The sequence below is a fragment of the Olleya sp. Hel_I_94 genome, from assembly GCF_007827365.1.
Lineage (GTDB): Bacteria > Bacteroidota > Bacteroidia > Flavobacteriales > Flavobacteriaceae > Olleya.
This window is the reverse complement of the sequence record NZ_VISI01000002.1, coordinates 550805-572512: the sequence shown is the minus strand read 5'-3', so window position 1 is coordinate 572512 and position 21708 is coordinate 550805. Positions and strand designations below refer to the sequence as shown.

Annotated in this window: 20 protein-coding genes; all 20 read left to right on the top strand. The window is 32.0% G+C overall.

Annotation, left to right across the window (positions count from 1 at the left end):
* Positions 1–106: 106 nt before the first annotated feature.
* The 20 genes from JM82_RS05545 (at position 107) to JM82_RS05450 (ending at position 21703) form a co-directional block, all read left to right on the top strand.
* Positions 107–1006: a hypothetical protein gene (locus JM82_RS05545; RefSeq protein ID WP_261375327.1), complete on the top strand. Its 900-nt coding sequence runs from the start codon at positions 107–109 to the stop codon at positions 1004–1006.
* 89 nt (positions 1007–1095) lie between these two features.
* Entirely contained in the window at positions 1096–2160 is a 1065-nt protein-coding gene (locus JM82_RS05540; protein WP_145001733.1) for a substrate-binding domain-containing protein, read from the top strand.
* A gap of 18 nt (positions 2161–2178) precedes the next feature.
* Positions 2179–3702, top strand: coding sequence for a sugar ABC transporter ATP-binding protein (locus JM82_RS05535; RefSeq protein WP_145001732.1), 1524 nt, complete (start codon positions 2179–2181; stop codon positions 3700–3702).
* A 19-nt stretch (positions 3703–3721) separates the two neighbouring features.
* Positions 3722–4690, top strand: a complete 969-nt coding sequence (locus JM82_RS05530; RefSeq protein WP_145001731.1) for an ABC transporter permease — start codon at positions 3722–3724, stop codon at positions 4688–4690.
* A 13-nt stretch (positions 4691–4703) separates the two neighbouring features.
* A complete protein-coding gene (locus tag JM82_RS05525; protein ID WP_145001730.1) occupies positions 4704–6188 on the top strand; it encodes a mannitol dehydrogenase family protein in 1485 nt (494 codons plus the stop codon).
* A gap of 10 nt (positions 6189–6198) precedes the next feature.
* Positions 6199–7080 (top strand): carbohydrate kinase family protein, encoded by an 882-nt coding sequence (locus tag JM82_RS05520; RefSeq protein WP_145001729.1) that lies wholly within the window; start codon positions 6199–6201, stop codon positions 7078–7080.
* 138 nt (positions 7081–7218) lie between these two features.
* Positions 7219–7797 (top strand): Crp/Fnr family transcriptional regulator, encoded by a 579-nt coding sequence (locus JM82_RS05515; protein ID WP_315897450.1) that lies wholly within the window; start codon positions 7219–7221, stop codon positions 7795–7797.
* Positions 7798–7880: 83 nt separating this feature from the next.
* Positions 7881–8975 carry an alkene reductase gene (locus tag JM82_RS05510; protein ID WP_145001728.1) on the top strand — a complete coding sequence of 365 codons (1095 nt, stop codon included), beginning with the start codon at positions 7881–7883 and terminating at the stop codon, positions 8973–8975.
* 26 nt (positions 8976–9001) lie between these two features.
* Positions 9002–9427 (top strand): OsmC family protein, encoded by a 426-nt coding sequence (locus tag JM82_RS05505; RefSeq protein ID WP_145001727.1) that lies wholly within the window; start codon positions 9002–9004, stop codon positions 9425–9427.
* Positions 9428–9429: 2 nt separating this feature from the next.
* Positions 9430–10488 carry an NAD(P)-dependent alcohol dehydrogenase gene (locus JM82_RS05500; protein ID WP_145001726.1) on the top strand — a complete coding sequence of 353 codons (1059 nt, stop codon included), beginning with the start codon at positions 9430–9432 and terminating at the stop codon, positions 10486–10488.
* A 194-nt stretch (positions 10489–10682) separates the two neighbouring features.
* A complete protein-coding gene (locus tag JM82_RS05495) occupies positions 10683–12002 on the top strand; it encodes a TolC family protein (RefSeq protein ID WP_145001725.1) in 1320 nt (439 codons plus the stop codon).
* Positions 12003–12013: 11 nt separating this feature from the next.
* Positions 12014–13222, top strand: a complete 1209-nt coding sequence (locus JM82_RS05490; protein WP_145001724.1) for an efflux RND transporter periplasmic adaptor subunit — start codon at positions 12014–12016, stop codon at positions 13220–13222.
* A gap of 5 nt (positions 13223–13227) precedes the next feature.
* Entirely contained in the window at positions 13228–13971 is a 744-nt protein-coding gene (locus JM82_RS05485) for an ABC transporter ATP-binding protein (protein WP_145001723.1), read from the top strand.
* Positions 13972–13973: 2 nt separating this feature from the next.
* The gene (locus JM82_RS05480; RefSeq protein ID WP_145001722.1) at positions 13974–15194 is read left to right on the top strand and encodes an ABC transporter permease; all 1221 of its coding nucleotides are present in this window, start codon (positions 13974–13976) and stop codon (positions 15192–15194) included.
* Positions 15195–15201: 7 nt separating this feature from the next.
* Positions 15202–16239: a sensor histidine kinase gene (locus JM82_RS05475; protein ID WP_145001721.1), complete on the top strand. Its 1038-nt coding sequence runs from the start codon at positions 15202–15204 to the stop codon at positions 16237–16239.
* A 3-nt stretch (positions 16240–16242) separates the two neighbouring features.
* On the top strand, positions 16243–16974 hold the full coding sequence (locus tag JM82_RS05470) for a LytR/AlgR family response regulator transcription factor (protein ID WP_145001720.1): 732 nt from the start codon (positions 16243–16245) through the stop codon (positions 16972–16974).
* Between the two features lie 185 nt (positions 16975–17159).
* Positions 17160–17756 (top strand): DUF6515 family protein, encoded by a 597-nt coding sequence (locus JM82_RS05465; RefSeq protein WP_145001719.1) that lies wholly within the window; start codon positions 17160–17162, stop codon positions 17754–17756.
* 176 nt (positions 17757–17932) lie between these two features.
* Positions 17933–19273: a DEAD/DEAH box helicase gene (locus tag JM82_RS05460; RefSeq protein WP_145001718.1), complete on the top strand. Its 1341-nt coding sequence runs from the start codon at positions 17933–17935 to the stop codon at positions 19271–19273.
* A 3-nt stretch (positions 19274–19276) separates the two neighbouring features.
* A complete protein-coding gene (locus JM82_RS05455) occupies positions 19277–20587 on the top strand; it encodes a DEAD/DEAH box helicase (RefSeq protein ID WP_145001717.1) in 1311 nt (436 codons plus the stop codon).
* A gap of 195 nt (positions 20588–20782) precedes the next feature.
* The gene (locus JM82_RS05450) at positions 20783–21703 is read left to right on the top strand and encodes a polysaccharide lyase family 7 protein (protein ID WP_145001716.1); all 921 of its coding nucleotides are present in this window, start codon (positions 20783–20785) and stop codon (positions 21701–21703) included.
* Positions 21704–21708 lie beyond the last annotated feature (5 nt).

Genomic DNA, 21708 nt, shown 5'->3' with positions numbered 1-21708 from the left:
ATTTTTTTTACGAATTATTAGGTTTTTATAAATTAATTATGATACATTTGAAAAACAAACGTAATTATGACGTTTAAAAATATGCTAAATTTTAAAACATAATAAAATGACAATTAGCCAATTAACCAAACATAGTATAAAGTCTGAAAAGCTTGGTAATAAAAATCTACTACTATTATTGTTTGGTTTTTTTATGCTTAGTGTTGTTCCAAATGTTTTTTCTCAAAATCAAGAGGTGTTAGAGGAAGACAACCAAAATAATGTAGAAGATACAAAGCAGGATTATGAGCCATTTAGTATTGGTGCACATGTAAAGAATATGCACACATGGCATGGTTTTGTAGTGCATCCAGGAGCATTATTTACTGCTAACTTAGAATATAATTCAAAAAACAAGAAGTTTACTTTCGGTTTTTGGGGAGGTGCAAGTTTTTCTTCTGTAGATGTTAAGAATATTGTTACTGGTGACAATGAAAGTGCATATTATAAAGAGTTTTCAATTTATACCAAATATCGTTTTTCAGATAAGTTTTTTATTGAAGCAGTATCACATAATAATTATACAGGTGTAGAAGAAAGAGGAGATAAGCTCCACTATTGGAGTTATGATAAAACACAAGGTTATAATTTTGTGGATTTAAATTTTGGTTACAATATTACGCCTAATACCTTACTGTATTTAGCAACAATTATTAATGGAGGTTCTGGTGATTATCATGTGCAATCCAATGGTGAACTTGAAAACTCGTGGACACATTATTTTGAAATTAATAGCAAAGTGTGGCAAAACAAATCTTCAAGCTTGTCTTTATTTGCTGGAGGTGCATGGTCTTTTATTACAGATAAAACTTTTTATACAAAGGGTTCTGGTAATATCATTAATGTTGGTGCTACCTTTAGTAAAAAGCTTAAAATTAGTAATTATAATATACCAGTGGATGTTACTGCAATGTGGAATCCAGAGCAAGAAAAGACCGTGTTACAATTAGATATAACATTGTTTTAAATTAAAGCTAAATCATTAATAATGAATGTGTAACGATAAAGTGTTAACTTACATAAAAAGAAAAAAATCTTTAAGTAATATTTAAAATCATGAGAATAAAAAACTTAAAATTCGAACTAAAATTTATAAGTATACCAATGTTGGTTCTCTTATTTAATCTATCGCTATACAGCTGTGTAGAGCATTTAGATGCAAGTCAAAATACAACAAATAGTGCAGAGGTAGAAGGAGCGCTTTTTAATAGTGCTATAGATCTTACAGGTAAAAAAATAGGTTATTGCACACCATCATTAAATGCGCCTTACTACCAAGCTTTGCTACAAAGTATTAAATCTACTACAGAAAAAAATGGTATGATTTTTTTATCAGCAGACGGTCAAGATGATATCACCAAGCAAATTGCTGCGGTTGAGGATTTAATAACTAAAGGTGTTGATGCCCTTTTATTAAATCCAAAAGATCCGGATGCTTTGGTTGGAATTACGAAAGTAGCTAAAGCTGCAAAAATTCCGGTTTTTATAATTGATAGTTCTATAAATTCTTCCGCAGACTTTGTAACAACCATTCAATCTAATAATCTGGAAAATGGCGCATTAGCGGGAGAGTGGTTAGCTAAAAAAATGGGTAACACACCAATGAATATTGCTTTGTTAAGTGGTAACGCAGGAAACCCTGTTGGACGCACACGCAAACAAGGTTTGTTACAAGGTATAACAGAGGAGCAATTACGTACGCAAGGAAAAATTAATTTAAATGTAAAAACCCAAGCGTACACAGAGTGGTCTTATGCAGGTGGTTTAAAAGCTATGGAAGATATTTTAGTAGCTCATCCAGATATTAATGTGGTGATCACTGAGTCTGATGTGTGTGTGTTAGGTGCTATTAAAGCTATTGAACAGGCTGGTAAAACAGATGATATATTAATAGTTGCTGGTGCTGATGGACAAAAAGAAGCTATTAAGTACATTATGGAAACTGATTTTTATGGTTGTACTGCAATGAATAGTCCAGTACAAATTGGTAAAAATGCTGTGAAGTATGCAATAGAATATATAAACGGAAAACGTGATTTTGATAAAAAATCTTATACAGCACCTTTATTAATTACAAAAGAAAACGCTGCTAAATATTACAATCCTGATGCTTTATTTTAATAGCTAATATCCATTGATATGAAAAACTTAAAAAATGAATATCGTCTTGAAATGTCAGGAATATCAAAAAGTTTTGGTGTTGTTTCCGTATTAAAAGATGTGACTTTAAAAGTTAAACCAGGAGAAATTCATGCATTATTAGGCGAAAACGGAGCAGGAAAATCAACACTTATAAAAATATTAAGTGGTGTACATCATAAAGACTCTGGTAGTGTTCGCTTAAATGGGACAGAAATTAATCCTAAAAACACACATGAAGGTCAGGTTTTAGGCATTAGTGTGGTGTATCAAGAGTTGTCTTTAGTTAATGATTTGTCTGTTGCCGAAAACATCTATTTACACAAATTAGGAGCAAGTAAGTTTTGGATGAATTGGGATAAGATTACTAAAGATGCTCAAGCTTTAATAGACTCTTTAGGCTTTACAATTGACGCTTCAGCAAAAGTTAGAAATTTAAGTATAGTCCAAAAACAAGTAGTCGAAATTGCAAAAGCATTATCTGAAGACACTAAAGTATTGGTTTTAGATGAGCCAACAACTGTTTTTGATCCTACAGATACAAAAAAACTGTTTGACAACCTTTTTAGATTAAGAGATAAAGGAATTTCAATAATATACATTTCTCATCATTTAGACGAGATTATTAAAATAGCAGATTCTGTTACAGTACTAAGAGACGGTGTTGACACAGGAAGTATGGCTATTAAGGATACAGATACAGATGGTATTATTCGATTAATGATTGGTCGCGAATTGAAAGATTTGTTTCCCATTAGAGATGCTAAAATAGGAACAGAACCTATTTTTGAGGTTAAAAATTTAACTGCAAAAGACACCATGGTTCATGATGTTTCTTTTTCAGTACGTCCAGGTGAAGTGCTTGGTATTGCTGGATTAGGAGGAAGTGGAAGAACAGAAACTGCTAAACTTATTTTTGGAGCAGACAAAAAAAAATCTGGAACATTAATTTTAAACGGTAAAGAGATTAAAACAAAATCTCCGGTAGATGCTGCCTCTCATCAAATTGGTTTTGTGTCTGAAGACAGAAAAGAAGAAGGGGTCTTTTTACCCTTGTCCATAAGAAGAAATATTAGTGTGACTAATTTTAATTCGATATCAGGAAAATTAGGATTTATTAATGTGGACAGCGAGTATAAAAAGGTATTAAGTTTAATTGATAAATTAAACATTAAAACGCCTAGTTCAGAGATTGATGTTAAAAACTTAAGTGGTGGAAATCAGCAAAAAGTAGCTCTAGCTAAGTGGTTAAGTATTGATAGTAAAGTTATTTTTATTGATGAACCTACTAGAGGTGTAGATGTTGGTGCTAAAATAGAAATCTACAATCTTATAAACGAAGTCGCTAAAAAAGGAGTTGGAGTAGTTGTAATATCGTCTGATATGCCAGAAATTATGGGTGTTTCTGACCGTATTTTAGTCATGCATGAAGGGACTATTTATGGCGAGTTACAAAAAGAACAATTTTCTGAAGAAAACATATTGCGTTACTCGATTGGTAAAGCATTAAAACAATCTAATTAAATATTAAAAATTTCATGTTATGGCTTTAACATCAAAACAACAACTTAGCAGTCCAAGTGGTATTCTTAAGTTTTTAGTAAAGTATAATACTATATTCATTTTTATTTTACTGGTAATTTTTTCAGCATTGATATCCGATGTGTTTTTTACCTCAGTAAACTTGTCTAACTTATTAAAACAAGTCTCTGGTATTGGTATTATTAGTATAGGGATGTTAATAGTAATATTAACAGGAGGTATTGATTTATCAGTTGGCTCCATGGTCGCCTTGCTTGCAGTTACGTTTGCTATTTTAATTAATTTAATCATACTTCCATTAGCTATTGTTTTTACCATTGCTATCGGTTTTGGTTTAGGTAGTATTTCGGGTTATCTAGTAGCTTATCAAAAAATGGCTCCTTTTGTAGCAACTTTAGCATTAATGACTATTGCAAGAGGATTAGGTTTTATTTACTCTAAAGGGTCTCCAGTTACATTTAAAACTGCAGGAGGTGTATTTATGTCAAATTTTGCAAACAACTCTACATTAGGTGTTCCAAATATTGCTATAGTCTTTTTTTTAATCGTAATCGCTACTATGGTTATGTTGCGGTATAATGTATTTGGTCGTTTAATTATTGCTATTGGTAGTAATGAAGAGGCCTCACGCTTATCCGGAATTAAAGTTAATAAGTATAAGTTTTTGGTATATGCTATTTCTGGTGCTTTAGCTGCTACTGCTGCAATAATAGTGGCATCCAGAACTAATTTAGGATCACCAAATATGGGAATGTCTTGGGAGTTAGATGCTATAGCAGCTGTTGTGATTGGTGGAGCTAGTTTAAATGGTGGTAAAGGAACTGCTATTAATACGTTAATGGGTGTACTTATTTTAGGATTAATAGGAAACATTTTAAACTTACTAAATGTGCCTTCTTATCCGCAGCAAGTTGTTAAAGGAGCTATAATCATTTTTGCAGTATTACTTCAAAGATTTGAGAGTAAATAATAAAATTATTAAGATGAAAAATTACAAATTAAACGCTGAAAATCTTTCAAATATATCTGAAAGAATTACAGTACCACAATACGACAGAAAGATCATAAAGACAGGAATAGTACACGTTGGTATTGGTGGTTTTCATAGATCACATGAAGCTTTTTATACAGACCAATTATTACATGATCCAAACAATAAGGATTGGGGAATATGTGGTATTGCATTATTAGATTTTGATAGAAGAATTTATAATACTCTAAAAGATCAAGATGGATTGTATACTTTAGTGGTTAAAGAGTTAGATGGTACTCACACTAATCGTATTATTGGCTCTATAGTGGAGTATATATATGCGCCAGAGAATCCATTAGCGGTTATCGAAAAAATGGCAAGTCCTGAAGTAAAAATTATATCATTAACTATAACAGAAGGTGGTTATAATTACAACGAAGCGAATAAAACATTCGATTTTACCAATCCTTTAATTCAGCATGACTTAAACAATCCAAATGTGCCAAAAACCATTTTTGGATATATCACACAAGCATTAAAGTTAAGACAATCACAAGGTTTAAAAGGTGTAACTATTCAGTCATGCGATAACATTCAAGGTAATGGTCACATGATAAAAATGATGTTACTAAGTTATGTTAGCAAAGCTCAGCCAGATTTAATCAATTGGATTGAGTCAAACGTATCGTTTCCAAACGCTATGGTAGATAGGATAACACCAGCAACGACACCAGAGGATATATTAAAAATAATTAAAACTACAGGAATTCATGATGCTTGGCCAGTAGTTTGCGAGCCTTTTAAACAATGGGTTATAGAAGATAATTTTATTGAAGGAAGACCTGCTTGGGAAAATGTTGGAGCGCAGTTTGTAAAAGACGTGGTGCCATATGAAAAAATGAAACTAAGCTTATTAAATGCTGGTCATTCAGTAATAGGAATTTTTGGTGCATTAATGGGTTATAATACCATTGATGAAGCGGTCAATAATCCAAATATCAGAACTTTTCTAATGCATTATATGGATGAAGAAGTGACGCCAACTTTAGGGAATTTAGAAGGTGTAGATTTAGAGGCCTACAAAAAATCGTTGTTAGATCGCTTCGGAAATATCAATATTAAAGATCAAATTGATCGTATTTGTTCAGAAAGTTCGGCTAAGTTTCCCATTTTTATATTACCGACAGTAAACGCACAATTACAAGATAAAGGTGATATTACTAGTGCTGCATTTGTTGTAGCTGCTTGGGCTATATATAGTTTAGGTAAAGATGAGAAAGGAAAAGGTTTAATAATAAAAGATGCTATGCAACCGATATTACATGCAAAAGCATTGGAAAGCACTGCTAATCCAGAAGCCTTTTTAGAAATAGAAGCAATTTTTGGTTTATTAAAAGACTCAAAGCCATTTGTTGAAGCTTACACAACAGCATATAATGATATTTTAAAGCATGGTGTGGAGCAATGTGTATTTGATTTAAACGCTAATATTTAAACTAATATAAATGAAAAATATAGTTTGTTTTGGAGAAGTGTTATGGGATGTTTTTCCTTCACATAAAAAAATTGGAGGAGCACCTTTAAATGTGGCTTTACGCTTACAGTCTTTAGACAATAATGTGTCAATTATTAGTAGTATAGGAGACGATAATAAAGGAAATAAAATAAAAGATTTCATTTTAAGTCAAGGTGTAAATATCGATAATTTACAAGTGGATGCTAAGTTAAAAACGGGTAAGGTTAAAGTTATGCTTAATGCAAAAGGTTCTGCTTCTTATGATATTATGTTTCCTAGAGCTTGGGATAATATTCAAATTACATCCCTTAATAAAAGTGTAACACAACAAGCTGATGCTTTTATTTACGGTAGTTTAGTTGCAAGAGATGAAAACTCCAGAGAGACTTTATACCAACTTTTAAATTATGCAAAGTACAAGATATTTGATGTAAATTTAAGAGCGCCATATTATACAAAAGAGGTTTTAAATCATTTAATGAATGAAGCTGATTTTATAAAATTTAATGATGAAGAAATTTTTGAAATAGGAGAAACATTAAATTCCAAAACACATTCTTTAGAGCAAAATATCAAATTTTTAGCGGATCATACAAATACCAAAACTATTTGTGTAACAAAAGGTCGTCATGGCGCAATTTTATATTTTAATGATACCTTTTATTACAATAGTGGTTACCATATAGAGGTCGTTGATACTGTTGGTGCAGGAGATTCATTTTTAGCTACACTAATAAGCAAATTACTTAAAGGTGACAATCCTCAAGACGCCATTAATTATGCATGCGCTATTGGAGCATTGGTTGCGGGAAGTCAAGGTGCTAATCCTAAATTTAGTATGGAAGATATTAATACGTTTATTAACCCTTAAGTTATTTTACGTTTTTTTTTTTTTTTTGAATTGATTGATAGTAGTTGATAAAGGTTTTATGTTTACATAAAGCCTTTTTTTATTCATTTAAAGCTCAATAATTCCATTGATAATGATTTAAATTTTTATCATCTTTGTATGATGTATTCTGCTATCATAAATCATATAAATAATCACGTATCTCCAAGTTTGGAGGATATTAAATTATTTAATGCTGCTTTAAATCAAATATCTGTATCTAAAGGGCAGTTTTTACTAAAACCTGGCACACATGTTAAGCATGAATACTTTGTAGTAAAAGGCTGTTTAAAAGCATATTACATTGATGATAAAGGTGGTATTCATATTGTTCAATTTGCTATTGAAAATTGGTGGATCGGAGATTTTGATGCTTTTTATAATCAAGGTTCATCCATCTTATATATTGAAGCTATTGAAGACGCCACACTATTGGCAATAAACTACGACGTGCTGCAAGAGTTATATGTAAAAGCACCAGTTTTTGAACGTTATTTTAGGGTATTAATAACACAAGCTTTTATCGCACAGCGTAAGCGTATTTTATCGACGCTTGAAAAAAAAACTAAAGAAAGGTATTTGGAGTTTTGCGTGTCATATCCAAATATTGAAAACCGAGTACCCAATTATGATATTGCTAATTACCTTGGTATTTCTCCCGAAAACCTAAGCAGAGTAAGAAAACAATTAAAAAGTTAAAACTGTCCTAATTGATATAGATCAATTAAATTGAAGGAAGTGATTTGTAAGTTTGTAATAATTAACATATTACATATTTTTACATGAGCAAACAACCTTTATTACTACCATATAACAAAAACATAAATTTAAAAAACAGAGTCGTTATGGCTCCGATGACACGTAGTCGCGCAAATAACGATGGTAATGTACCAATAGACCAATTACACGGATTATATTATGAGCAACGTGCTTCTGCAGGCTTAATTATTACAGAAGGATCTCAAGTATCAAAAAAAGCTGTCGGTTACATCAATACCGCAGGAATACATACAGATGCGCAAGTAGAAGGCTGGAAAAAAGTAACTAAACGTGTGCACGATAAAGGCGGAAAAATCTTTATTCAATTATGGCATGTTGGTCGTATGTCACATCCAGACTTTCATAATGGTGATTTACCTGTGTCATCTTCAGCTTTAAATCCAAACGCAAAATCGTATACACCTGAGGGGTTTAAAGATACTGTGACACCTAAGGCAATGACTATTCAAGAGATTAAACAAACGGTTAAAGATTTTCAAGATGCTGCAGCAAATGCAGTAAAAGCAGGTTTTGATGGTGTAGAGATTCATTCATCAAATGGTTATTTATTTCACCAGTTTTTTAATAATTCATCTAACAATAGAATAGATGAATATGGTGGAAGCATAGAAAATAAAACACGTTTTTTCTTTGAAGTTTTAGATGCTATAAAACAAGTAATTCCGCAAGAAAAAATTGGAGCACGTTTTAACCCTTCTTTAAATGGTCTTTTTGGAATGACCATGGATGAGGAGACTATACCAACTTTTGAATATATTATCAAAAAATTAAATGATTATAATCTAGCATACGTACATTTATCAGAACCTTTTACTGATGTTTCAGAGATTCCGTATGCAGTCAAAGAGATTGCTAAGCATTTTAGACCATTATACAATGGTACATTAATGATTAATGCAGGTTTTGATCAAGAAAAAGGAAACAAGGTTATTGAGGATGGTGATGCAGATTTAGTAGCTTACGGTAAATTATTCATTTCAAATCCAGATTTAGTAGCGCGTTTTGAAAACAATTTAGAGCTGGCAGAATGGGATGAGGATACCTTTTACACAACAGGAGAAAAAGGATATACAGACTATCCAACAGCCTCAAAATAATTATAGTTTAACTTAAAACATACAAAATGAAATTTACAAGAAAAGCAAATGCAGAATGGAAAGGAAGTGGTAAAGATGGACAAGGAAGTCTTACTACAGGAAGTAAAGTTTTAGATAAAACACAATATTCGTTTCATACACGATTTGAAGATGGTGAAAAAGGAACAAATCCAGAGGAGTTAATAGGTGCAGCGCACGCAGGATGTTTTGCAATGCAATTAAGTTTTTTATTAAACGAAGATAATTTTACAGCAACAAGTTTAGACGTAGATGCTACGGTCACTTTTGAGGATGGAGCAATTACCAAAATAACACTAGACCTAGAAGGTGATGTTCCAAAAATTGATGCCGAACAATTCCAGCAAATAGCACACAAAGCAAAGGAAGTATGTCCAATTTCTAAAGTATTAAATACAGAGATAGAACTTAAAGTAACACTTAAAAAAGCATAAAAATGGCAACGACAACGGTAAAAGCATATGGTGCAACTTCGGCAACCGAAGATTTAAAACCTTTAGATATTCAAAGACGTGCTGTAGGTACAGACGACGTAAAAATTGATATTACGTATTGTGGTGTTTGCCATAGTGATATCCATACGGTTAGAAACGATTGGAAAGGATCTACCTATCCAGTAGTGCCAGGACACGAAATTATTGGTCGTGTTACAGAGGTTGGATCAGCAGTTAGCAACTATAAAGTTGGTGATTTAGTAGGTGTAGGGTGTTTAGTAGACTCTTGCCAATCTTGCGCATCATGTGATCAGGATTTAGAACAATTTTGCGAAAAAGGTGCAACATGGACCTACAACAGTCCAGATAAACATATTGAAGGTAAACAAACATATGGTGGATACGCATCGTCAGTAGTGGTTGACAAAAAATTTGTATTAAATATTCCTGAAAATTTAGACGAGGCAGCAACAGCACCTTTATTATGTGCTGGAATTACAACATGGTCACCTTTAAGTCACTGGAAAGTTAAAAAAGGAGATAAAGTTGGTGTTATTGGTCTAGGTGGTTTAGGTCACATGGGAGTTAAATTTGCGAATGCTTTAGGAGCGCATGTTGTTATGATTACAACATCTCCAGAAAAAGGTAAAGATGCTAAAAGATTAGGCGCACATGAAGTGTTAGCGTCTAAAGATGCAGACGACATGAAAAAACACCAAGGTAGTTTCGATTTTATCTTAAATACCATTCCTGTAGGTCATAAAATGGATCCGTATTTAGGGTTGCTTAAAATAGACGCGACTATGGTTTTAGTTGGTGCAATTGAAGCATTAGAACCTTTTCATGGTGGAAATATTATAGTAGGTCGTAAACGTATTGCAGGATCTTTAATTGGAGGTATAAAAGAAACACAAGAGATGTTAGATTTTTGTGGAGAACACAATATTACTAGTGATATTGAACTTATTGATATGCAAGACATTAATAAAGCCTACGATCGTGTAACAAGTAACGATGTTAAATATCGTTTTGTAATTGACATGAATTCGCTTAAAAATTAAAGCACTTTTTTAATAATATAAAAAACAGCCTCTAAGTTATTTAGAGGCTGTTTTTGTTTTTAGGCTAAATCCAAAAAATTCTCGTCGATAGATTACCCGATTTCGTATAGTTAAAACCCTCAAACGTCTATCGCTTTATAATAAGATAGTATATAGTTTCACCTTTGAAGTGTAGAATTAAAACACCTTTTAAAATGAAATTATATTTAATCATAGTCAGTTTATTTTTTGTGCAACTGTCGCTTGCTCAAGAAACATCAACTAAAGTTTGGTCGCTTCAAGATTGCATAGATTATGCAATTGAGCATAATATTACGATCAAAGATGCCACTTTAGATAAAAACCTTGCCGAAGTGGATTACAGTAAAGCAAAGTCATCTAGACTACCTAATTTATTTGGAAGCGCATCGCAAAATTTTTCCAACGGAAGTACTATAGATCCTATTACTAGCGATTATGTTACAGATCAAATCCATAGTACAAATGTTGGTATTAATAGCTCGATGACTTTATTTCAAGGGAATCAACTTAGCAACCAAATTAAGCAGAATAAGATTTTATTAGAGCAAAGTATTTTTTTAGAAGAAGTCGAAAAAAACAATATTGTTTTAAACATTTTAGAAGTGTATTTACAAACACTTTATAGCAAAGAAAGTATCGCTATTGCGGAAAACAATGTTGTTGCATCAGAAAAAGAAGTTGAAAGAGCAAAAGCAAGATTAGATGCAGGCACTATTGCTTTAGGTGATTACACCGAAACACAAAGTCAAGCAGCCACTAATAAGTTCAATGTCATATCGGCTAAAAACGATTACCAACAATACATTATTCAACTAAAACAATTATTAGAATTATCGCCTTTAGAAGATATTCAAATTGAAACTATTGATGAAAACATGGATTTAATTAATCTAGACATCGATAAAAATCAACTTTATAATAATGCTATTGGTTTTCTACCAGAAATTCAGGCAAGTAATTTAAATATTGCAGCAAACGAGAAAGAACTTGACATTGCTAAAGGAGGCTTTTTACCAACCTTATCCTTAACAGGAAGCATAGGTTCTGGTTACACAAGTATTAACAATAATACGTTTTCAGACCAGTTTGATGTTAATTTTAATCAAAAATTAGGGTTATCGTTAACCATTCCAATATTTAATAGAAATCAAACTAAAGCAGCAGTTAAAACAGCATCAATAAACATTGATAAAGCGCAAATACAAAAACAAAATACAGAAAAGGAAGTGTACCGAAAAGTTGAAACTGCTTACCAAAATGCAATATCTGCACAAGAGCAAGTTATAGCTGCCGAAGCCTCTAAAGTGTCAGCAGAACAAAGTTATAAACTAGCACAAAAAAAGTATGAATTAGGTGGATTAAGTACAACAGACTTGGTAGTAAGCCAAAACACCTATACCAATGCGCAGCAAAACTATTTACAGTCTAAATACTTAAATATTTTATACCACGAGTTATTACAATTTTACCAAGGAAACGATATTAAACTTTAATTAACAGAATTATGAAATCTAAAAAGAAAATCATATTAGGAAGCGTAGTATTAGTAATACTTGCTATTGTAGCATTCAGTTTTATAAATGGTGAAGATACCATAGTTATAGAGCCTAAAACAGTTACAGCTAAAAAAGCAAATGTAACCACTATGGTTACTGCAACGGGAACTATTGAGCCAATTACACAAGTGGAAGTTGGTACCCAAGTTTCTGGAGTTGTCGAGAAAATTTATGTAGATTATAATAGCGTTGTTAAAGAAGGTCAGCTTATTGCAGAGTTGGATAAAACCAATCTAAACGCAGCAAAAACCCAAGCACAAGCAGCTTATGATAATGCTGTAAGCCAAAGAAATTACACCAAAACTATCTACGACAGACAACAAACATTATTTGATAATCAAGTTATAAGTAAATCAGATTTTGATGACGCTGCATTTAATTATGCAACCGCTAAGGGAACAGTAACTCAACGTTATTCAGACTTACAATCGGCTAGAACAAATTTAGGTTATGCTAATATTTATTCGCCAATTGATGGTGTAGTATTATCTCGTGCTATAGACGAAGGACAAACGGTTGCAGCAAGTTTAAGCACGCCAACCTTATTTACAATTGCTCAAGATTTAAAAGAAATGCAAGTAGAAGCAGACGTAGATGAAGCAGATATTGGAAATGTAAAAGAAGGACAACGTGTAACCTTTACGGTAGATGCGTATTTAGGTGAAACTTTTGAAGGTGAAGTCACGCAAGTACGTTTAGACCCAACAGTAACATCAAATGTAGTAACGTACACAGTGGTTATTAAGGCACACAATCCAGATTTAAAACTTAAACCAGGATTAACAGCAACCATTTCTATTTATACTTTGGAACTAAACGATGTGTTAACTGCGGAAGCTAAAGCCATAAACTTTACTCCAGAAGCTGAAACATTAGAGTCTTACAACACACATCATAATTTATCAAACAGTGGTAGTACAACTTCAGAAAAAGAAACTACACTTTGGGTATTAGAAAAAGATAGAAGCATTACACCAAAAACAGTAACCTTAGGCGCTAGTGATGGCGTAAATGTACAAGTATTAAGCGGAGTTAATGAAGGTGATGAGCTAGTATATAGTTTAAAAGGTGTATCAAAAGCAGAAGCATCAGGACCAGCAGGAGTAAACGAAAGTCCGTTTATGCCACAACGTCCAGGAGGAAACAAGAAAAAATAAAAGGCATGAGTAAAGACATTATTAAAATAGAAGACTTAAAACGTCAGTTTACCATGGGAACTGAAACGGTACATGCCTTAAAAGGAATTTCTTTTAATATAAAAGAAGGCGAATTTGTTACCATAATGGGATCTAGTGGTTCTGGAAAAAGTACGATGCTTAACATTTTAGGGTGTTTAGATCAGCCAACCTCTGGTGAATATGAAATTGATGGTGTAAGTGTTAAGGCTTTAAGCCGAAATGAATTAGCAACAATAAGAAACGAAAAAATAGGATTCATATTTCAATCTTATAACTTATTGGCAAGAACATCTGCAATAGAAAATGTAGAATTACCCTTGTTATATAACAGTAAAGTGTCTACAGAAGAACGTAGAGAGCGTGCTATAAAAGCATTGGAAATGGTTGGTTTAGGGGACAGGTTGCATCATACACCTTCGCAGCTTTCAGGAGGACAACAACAACGTGTTGCTATCGCTAGATCGTTGGTAAATAATCCAGTAATGATTCTAGCAGATGAAGCTACAGGAAACCTAGACACAAGAACATCCTACGAGATTATGTCGCTGTTTCAAGAACTTAATGCCAAAGGGATTACTATAACTTTTGTTACACACGAGCCAGATATTGCCACTTTTAGTAGCCGAACTATTGTGTTAAAAGATGGTAGTATAATGCAGGATTATCAAAATCACAAAGTACAATCTGCAGCAGCGCAATTAGCTAAACTGCCTAAACAAGACGATTAATTATGAGACTATTAAATTTAATAAAAATTGCTTTTAAGGCTATCGTACTTAATAAAATGAGAACCTTGCTAACCATGTTAGGTATCATCATTGGTGTAGCGTCTGTAATTGCTATGTTGGCTATTGGTGAAGGGTCTAAAGAAAGTATTCGTTCTACCATTTCAAATATGGGTTCAAATATGATTACCATAAGACCAGGAGCAGACGACAGAGGTCCAGCCAGAGGTAGTGGAGGAGATGTACAAACATTAACACTTCAAAATTACGAAGTCATAAAAGCGCAAGCCGATTTATTAAGCTATGTAACACCAGTCGTTAATGGTGGTGGACAAGTTATTAATGGCTCAAACAACTGGCCTTCTACAATTTATGGCGTTAATCCAGATTATTTAGAGATTAAAGTTGTTGGATTGCAAAGCGGAAGTATGTTTACAAATGTAGATGTGCAATCGGCTTCAAAAGTTGTAGTAATTGGGCAAACGGTTGTCGATAATGTATTTTCAGATGGACAAGAACCTGTAGGACAAATGATTCGTTTTAATAATATTCCATTTAAAGTGATTGGTGTTTTAGAAGAAAAAGGAGAAAACACCTTTGGTCAAGATCAGGATGATGTGGTTATTGCACCTTATACAACGGTTCAAAAACGTATTTTGGCAATAGACTATTTAAATCAAGTTATAGCTTCTGCAATTAGTGAAGATGATGCTGCAGATGCTGTGACTCAGGTTACAGAAATTTTAAGAACTGAGCATAAATTATTAGATAATGAAGATGATGATTTTAGTGTGCGATCTATGGAAGAATTAATTTCAACTTTTAGCTCTACTAGCGAAATGTTAACCATTTTATTAGTTGCAGTAGCTAGTATATCGCTATTAATTGGTGGTATTGGTATTATGAATATCATGTATGTATCTGTAAAAGAGCGTACCAAAGAAATTGGTTTACGTATGGCTGTTGGTGGCAAGGGATCGGATATTTTAATGCAATTTTTAATTGAAGCAATTTTAATTAGCATCACTGGTGGATTACTTGGTGTAATCTTAGGACTTGGAGCTACAGTTTTTATAGAAAAATTCTTAAATTGGCCTACAAGCGTTGCGTTGTATTCAATAATAATATCATTTGCAGTATGTGCAATTACAGGTATCTTTTTTGGATGGTATCCTGCAAGAAAAGCTTCAGCATTAGACCCAATAACCGCTTTACGTTACGAATAGATAACTCATGATTAAAAACAAAAACATAACATTATTATCACACATTCTAGTTTGGTTTGTACTGTTTAGTATGCCTTACTTATTGTCCTATAGTCAAGAGCAAGAAATCAATAGAGTGGTCATTCATTTTTGGATTCCCTTAGCGTTATCAGCAGTCTTATTTTATTTAAATTACTTTGTACTAATAGATAAATTTCTATTCACTAAAAAAACAATTTGGTTTATAGGTATTAACTTGATTTGCATAGTGTTATTTATTTATTTTAAAGAAACAGTTGAAGATACTTTTTTTAAGGATATAGCAAAAAAACGACCAAGTAGTAGTGATAGTTCTGGTCCACCATTTAAGATGTTTATTTACGTTCAGATGGTATCTTACATGGCACCTTTATTGTTTTCAATAGCAGTAAAAACCACAAAACGTTGGGTACAAACAGAAGCAGAACGTAAGGAAGCTGCTAATTTTAAATTACAGTCTGAATTACAACATTTACATTATCAATTGCAACCGCATTTCTTTTTCAACTCGTTGAATAATATTTATGCTATGGTAGATATTTCACCAGAACAAGCCAAAACATCAATACATAGTTTAAGCAAGTTAATGCGTTATATGCTATATGAAACAAGCGAAGAATCTATAGCTTTAACTAAGGAAATAGATTTTATGAAAAAGTATATTGAGCTTATGAAGCTTCGTGTGTCTGACAAAACAGTGGTTAACTATAGTTTTCCATCAGCGGAAACCGGAATTAAAATTGCACCTTTATTATTTATTTCATTAATTGAAAACGCTTTTAAACATGGCGTTTCGGCTAGTAAAGCAAGTACTATTGATATTAATCTGACTTTGGATAATCAAACGGTTTTATTTACTATTGAAAATCATAACTTTCCGAAGAAAACCGAAGATAAAAGCGGTTCAGGAATTGGACTTCCTAATATTAAAAAACGATTAGAGTTACTGTATCCAAGCAAAAACAGTTTTAAAACCTTTGTAAAAGACTCCCGTTTTTATGCACAATTAGAAATTGAAACCAATTAAATTATGAGCAACAATAAAATATCTTGTGTTATTGTAGACGATGAGCCTATGGCTTTAAATTTAGTAGAAAGTTATGTGGAAAAAACACCATTTTTAGATCTAAAACAAAAGTGTAGTAGTGCGATTGAAGCTATGGAGTTTATTAAAAACAATCCTGTAGACTTATTGTTTTTAGACATACAAATGCCAGATTTAACAGGTCTAGAATTTTCTAAAATGTTACCAAAAGATACGCGTGTTATTTTCACTACAGCTTTTGATCATTATGCTTTAGAAGGTTTTAAAGTAGAAGCTATAGATTATTTATTAAAACCTTTTGATTATGCTGAGTTCCTAGCTGCAGCCAATAAAGCAGCTACTTGGTTTGAGTTGGTAAAAGGGAAGAAGCAGTCTGTATTATCTGAAGAAAAAGAATTTTTATTTGTAAAATCGGAATACAAACAACTTCGCATAAAACTAGCAGATGTTTTATATTTTGAAGGTTTAAAAGACTACATTAAAATCTGGTTAAAAGATAATCCTAAAGCAGTTTTAACGTTAATGAGTTTAAAGTCGTTAGAAGAAGAATTGCCAGAAACACAATTTATGCGTGTGCATCGCTCTTTTATAGTATCACTAAAAAATATAGATATAATAGAGCGCAGTCAAATTATAATTAACGACCAACGTATAACAGTTTCAGAGCAATATAAACCTAAGTTTTTAGAGTATATTAATAATAATTCTTTGCATTAATTTGTTAAGATTTTGTTTCTTCAAAATAATCTCATCTATAAAAATCTCAGTTTTGTAGATACATTCTAGCTAACGGTCTATTTTCATTTTTTAACAGAATTAATTCAAATACCTTTAAACTATTAATACTAAAAAACGTCTTAGTATTAATAGTAAAATAAAGTTGAATTTTAAATCTTTAAATTATGAAAACATTTATAAAAGCATACATATTGCCAGCAGTATTACTGGTAGCATTTGCAACACAAACAGAAGCACAAACAAGAAGAACTACAAGTAATAAAAGAGTTACTACAACCACAACAACGACTACTAAGCGCACTGTTGCTGCGCGTGTGCCTAGCACTAAGGTCACTTATAAAACACCAAAACGTAAAGTGGTTTCGGTTAGAACTGTACCAAACAGAACGGTCGTAATATATAGAGGACAAAACTATTACTATGCTAAAAATAAGTATTATACACAGTCTAGAGGTCGTTATATTGTAATAGCTCCAAAGGTTGGTTTCAGGATTAAAACCTTACCAGTAAATTATAAAAAAGTACGTTATAATAATCGTAATTATTACAATGCTTATGGTGTATTTTATACTCAAATTGGTAATGAATATGAAGTGGTAGATCCTGAAGTTGGTACTATTGTTTATGAGTTACCAGACGATTATGAAAAGGTTGTTATAAACGACGAGACATATTACGAATTCGCAAATATATTATACGAAAAAATACAAGTAGATGGTACCAGAGCTTATGAAGTGGTTGGTATTATAGAAATGGAATAAATGATTTTTTGATTTGGTTTGTTGATAGTGAGAAAAGGGGATAATTGAAAAATTATCCCCTTTTTTATTTATATAATTTATTAAATTAAATAACTGTTTAAAAGTGATTCTAAATCGCTTGACATAAATCTATTAAACCAATAAAACTCTACTATATTTGCATAAAATTATATTTTATGTCACAACAATTTTTAAGTTTAGGTATTAATACAGCATTGCAAAGCACTTTAGCAGATTTGCAAATTACAAAACCAACAGATATTCAATCAAAAGTAATACCTGTAATACTAAACCAAACTGACGATATTGTTGCTATTGCAAAAACAGGAACAGGAAAAACTGCTGCTTTTGGATTGCCAATATTACAATTAATAGATAGTAATAAAAGTCATATTCAAGCAGTTATTTTAGCTCCAACAAGAGAGTTGGGTCAGCAAATATTTAAAAATTTAGAAGCATTTAATTCCTCTAAATTAAGCGTGTCTATTGCTGGTGTTTTTGGTGGTATACCAATAAAACCACAGATCGAAGCACTTAAAAAAACCACTCATATTGTTGTAGCAACTCCTGGACGTTTAGCGGACTTAATAGAGCGTAACGCAATAAACATAAAAGAGATTTCATATTTTGTTTTAGATGAAGCAGATGAAATGGTTAGTGCACATAAAGAAGGTCTTGATGCTATAATTAAGGTTTTACCAAAAAGCAGAAGAACGTTATTGTTTACTGCAACTATGCCAGGAACAATAAAGCAATTGGTTCAAAACAGTTTGTCTAAAAAAGTGTTGACTATTGAAGCTGATATGGAAACCGTTGGTCACCAAGGGATAGATCATCAATATGTGGTGGTTGAGCCAATAGAGAAATTAAATGTGTTAATGCACTTTTTAAACGCCAATGATGGTCAGCGTGGCATTATTTTTTGTAAAACAAAAGCAGCAGTTAACAAGTTAGCTAAAAATCTAGCTATAAATAAATTTTCTTCTGGAGCTATACATGGTAGCTTAACACAAGGGATTCGAGATCGTATTATGGGTCAGTTTAGAGAAGGTCACATTAATATACTTGTAGCAACAGATTTGGCTGCTCGTGGTATTGATGTAAAAGATTTAGCTTTTGTAGTTAATTATCATTTACCAGACACATACGATGCTTATGTGCATAGAAGTGGTCGTACAGCCAGAGCAGGAGCAAATGGTCTTGCATTAAGTGTTATTCAAGAAGACGAGGTACAAGACATTCCGGAGTTTGAAGCAGAACTAGGTATTAATTTCAAACAATATCAAAAAGCTGATGCTAAAAGTATAGAACAAAATAATGGATTACTTTGGGCTAAAAAAATCTTTAAAACTAAGGTAAACAGAGATATTCCAGAAGATTTTAAAGCAAAAGTAAAAACTATTTTTCATCATTTAACAAAAGAAGAATTAGTAGATAAAATATTATCTAATTACATAGCAGAAAATAATACCATTGTTGATAAACAAGAGGTTGTAAAGAAAAAAAAGAAAAAATAAACCATGAGTAGCTATTTAAAAGTACAGCAAGATATTTTAGATAAATTAAATATCAAGGCACTTAATCCAATGCAGGAAGAAGCTTTGTTATCTATTACAAATGCTGAAAACACAGTGTTATTATCGCCAACAGGAACTGGTAAAACACTAGCCTTTTTATTGCCTACCATTACTGCATTAAATACAGATTGTAAAAATGTACAATTACTAATATTAGTACCTTCAAGAGAATTAGCAATTCAAATAGAACAGGTTATTCGCACTATGGGAACCGGTTTTAAAGCAAATGCTGTTTATGGAGGTAGACATTTTAGTAAAGATAAAATCGACTTAGCACATACACCTGCGATTTTAATAGGTACCCCTGGTCGTGTGGCAGATCACTTAAGACGTGAAACCTTTGTAGTGGATGATATAAACACGTTTGTTTTAGACGAATTTGATAAGTCTTTAGAAGTAGGCTTTGAAAAGGAAATGAGTGAAATAATAGCTAGTTTGCCTCATATTAAAAAGAGGATTCTAACATCAGCAACTCAAGACATGGAAATTCCGCGTTTTGTAGGTCTTGAAAACGAATTGATTATTGATTATTCTGATACTAAAGTTTCAAATTTAGAAATCAAGCAAGTTTTGTCTCCAGATAAAAATAAGCTTCAAACGTTAGTCGATTTATTACATGATATAGGTAATAAACCAGGTATTATATTTTGTAATTATAAAGATACTATACAATTTGTAAGTGACTTTTTAACTAAAAATAATATTGGACATGGTTGCTTTCAAGGCGGAATGGAGCAAATTGATAGAGAACGAGCATTAATTAAATTTAGAAACGGTACACATCAAATTATAATCGCCACAGATCTTGCAGCACGTGGTTTAGATATTCCTGAATTAAATTACATTATTCACTATCAATTACCTTTAAAGGCAGAAGAGTTTACACATCGTAATGGTCGTACTGCACGTATGAATGCAGAAGGGACATCTTATGTTATACAATGGGAAGGAGAGCGCCTTCCGGATTTTATTAAATTTGATGATACAGTAACGCCAAAAGGTACGGTTAATACTTTAACAACAGATTGGGTTACACTATTTATTTCTGGAGGACGTAAAGATAAAATCTCTAAAGGAGATGTAGCAGGTGTGTTGTTTAAACAATGTAATCTAGATAAATCCGAAATTGGAATTATAGAACTTAAACAAGATTGTGTGTTTGTAGCTGTGCCAAAAACAAAAGCAACTATTATTATCGATACAATTAATAACACAAGATTAAAAAAGAAAAAGGTAAGAGTGTACACTATTTAATTATTACACTTAGTTTTAATCTATAATTATATATGATTTAACTTAAATTTATTACTACTTATTGTTTAATCAATTTAAAGGCTAATAATTAACAATTTATTAATAAAACCGTTAAAAATTTTAATATTAATATAAAACGTTTATATTTGGTAAACCAGTTTGGTAAACCAATTTCTAATTTTTTATATTTTTATAATGAAATTCGCTTTTTCTTCAACCGCATTTGTATTAAAAACAGCTTTGTTTTTAAGTTTATGGATGTCTTGTTCATCGGTTGATAATCCAGAGGATAACAATACGTCGACTACTATTGGTCAAATTCTGGATACTGAAAATAGCACACCCATAATAGACTTTACAAATTGGAAATTAACTTTACCAGTCGATTTAAATAATAATGGTTCTCCAGACGAGTTTCAACCAAATCAATTAGTAGGTTTTGGTTATCAAAATGAAACAGCTATTCAACCATATTTATATGATGATACTTCAGACAATAGCTTAGTGTTTTATTCTATTCCTGATGTTTCAACCTCAAATAGTTTGTATTCCAGAACAGAACTAAGAGAATTAATCAATCCAAATAATGCTAAGCAAAATTGGTCTTTAAACGATGGAGGCGAAATGATTGGAAGATTGCAAGTGGTATCTATTTCAGAAGATGCAGATACTAGTGCAAATTTTCATAAGGTAATCGTAATGCAGATTCATGGTATAATTTCCGAAGAGGATATGGCTATTCATGGATTTTCTTCTAATAATGGACCTCCTTTAATTAAAATATATTGGAAAGATGGTTACATATGGTCACATAAAAAATCATTAATAGACCAAACAACTTCTGGTGATGCACTTCTAGAAACTTCAAGTGCTACATGGTTTGATATTAAACACAATTTAGGTTACGTTGGCTTTGAAGCTTTTGATTTTAGGATCTTAGCCTCAACTGGTAGAGTAGAAGTACAGTTAAATAATCAAGAACCACTTGTTTATACTGACGTAAGTTTAAATAAATGGCCTTTTCATAACTACTTTAAAGCTGGAAATTATTTAGGTACTACCAGCCCAAACGGTTTTGCGTACATTAAATATTTTAGTTTAAACGTGATACATTAAAAATT

Excerpts from the sequence above, each read along its gene's own strand:
- JM82_RS05545 (WP_261375327.1), top strand. The coding sequence starts at position 107 with ATGACAATTAGCCAATTAACCAAACATAGTATAAAGTCTGAAAAGCTT.
- JM82_RS05540 (WP_145001733.1), top strand. The coding sequence starts at position 1,096 with ATGAGAATAAAAAACTTAAAATTCGAACTAAAATTTATAAGTATACCA.
- JM82_RS05535 (WP_145001732.1), top strand. The coding sequence starts at position 2,179 with ATGAAAAACTTAAAAAATGAATATCGTCTTGAAATGTCAGGAATATCA.
- JM82_RS05530 (WP_145001731.1), top strand. The coding sequence starts at position 3,722 with ATGGCTTTAACATCAAAACAACAACTTAGCAGTCCAAGTGGTATTCTT.
- JM82_RS05525 (WP_145001730.1), top strand. The coding sequence starts at position 4,704 with ATGAAAAATTACAAATTAAACGCTGAAAATCTTTCAAATATATCTGAA.
- JM82_RS05520 (WP_145001729.1), top strand. The coding sequence starts at position 6,199 with ATGAAAAATATAGTTTGTTTTGGAGAAGTGTTATGGGATGTTTTTCCT.
- JM82_RS05515 (WP_315897450.1), top strand. The coding sequence starts at position 7,219 with ATGATGTATTCTGCTATCATAAATCATATAAATAATCACGTATCTCCA.
- JM82_RS05510 (WP_145001728.1), top strand. The coding sequence starts at position 7,881 with ATGAGCAAACAACCTTTATTACTACCATATAACAAAAACATAAATTTA.
- JM82_RS05505 (WP_145001727.1), top strand. The coding sequence starts at position 9,002 with ATGAAATTTACAAGAAAAGCAAATGCAGAATGGAAAGGAAGTGGTAAA.
- JM82_RS05500 (WP_145001726.1), top strand. The coding sequence starts at position 9,430 with ATGGCAACGACAACGGTAAAAGCATATGGTGCAACTTCGGCAACCGAA.
- JM82_RS05495 (WP_145001725.1), top strand. The coding sequence starts at position 10,683 with ATGAAATTATATTTAATCATAGTCAGTTTATTTTTTGTGCAACTGTCG.
- JM82_RS05490 (WP_145001724.1), top strand. The coding sequence starts at position 12,014 with ATGAAATCTAAAAAGAAAATCATATTAGGAAGCGTAGTATTAGTAATA.
- JM82_RS05485 (WP_145001723.1), top strand. The coding sequence starts at position 13,228 with ATGAGTAAAGACATTATTAAAATAGAAGACTTAAAACGTCAGTTTACC.
- JM82_RS05480 (WP_145001722.1), top strand. The coding sequence starts at position 13,974 with ATGAGACTATTAAATTTAATAAAAATTGCTTTTAAGGCTATCGTACTT.
- JM82_RS05475 (WP_145001721.1), top strand. The coding sequence starts at position 15,202 with ATGATTAAAAACAAAAACATAACATTATTATCACACATTCTAGTTTGG.
- JM82_RS05470 (WP_145001720.1), top strand. The coding sequence starts at position 16,243 with ATGAGCAACAATAAAATATCTTGTGTTATTGTAGACGATGAGCCTATG.
- JM82_RS05465 (WP_145001719.1), top strand. The coding sequence starts at position 17,160 with ATGAAAACATTTATAAAAGCATACATATTGCCAGCAGTATTACTGGTA.
- JM82_RS05460 (WP_145001718.1), top strand. The coding sequence starts at position 17,933 with ATGTCACAACAATTTTTAAGTTTAGGTATTAATACAGCATTGCAAAGC.
- JM82_RS05455 (WP_145001717.1), top strand. The coding sequence starts at position 19,277 with ATGAGTAGCTATTTAAAAGTACAGCAAGATATTTTAGATAAATTAAAT.
- JM82_RS05450 (WP_145001716.1), top strand. The coding sequence starts at position 20,783 with ATGAAATTCGCTTTTTCTTCAACCGCATTTGTATTAAAAACAGCTTTG.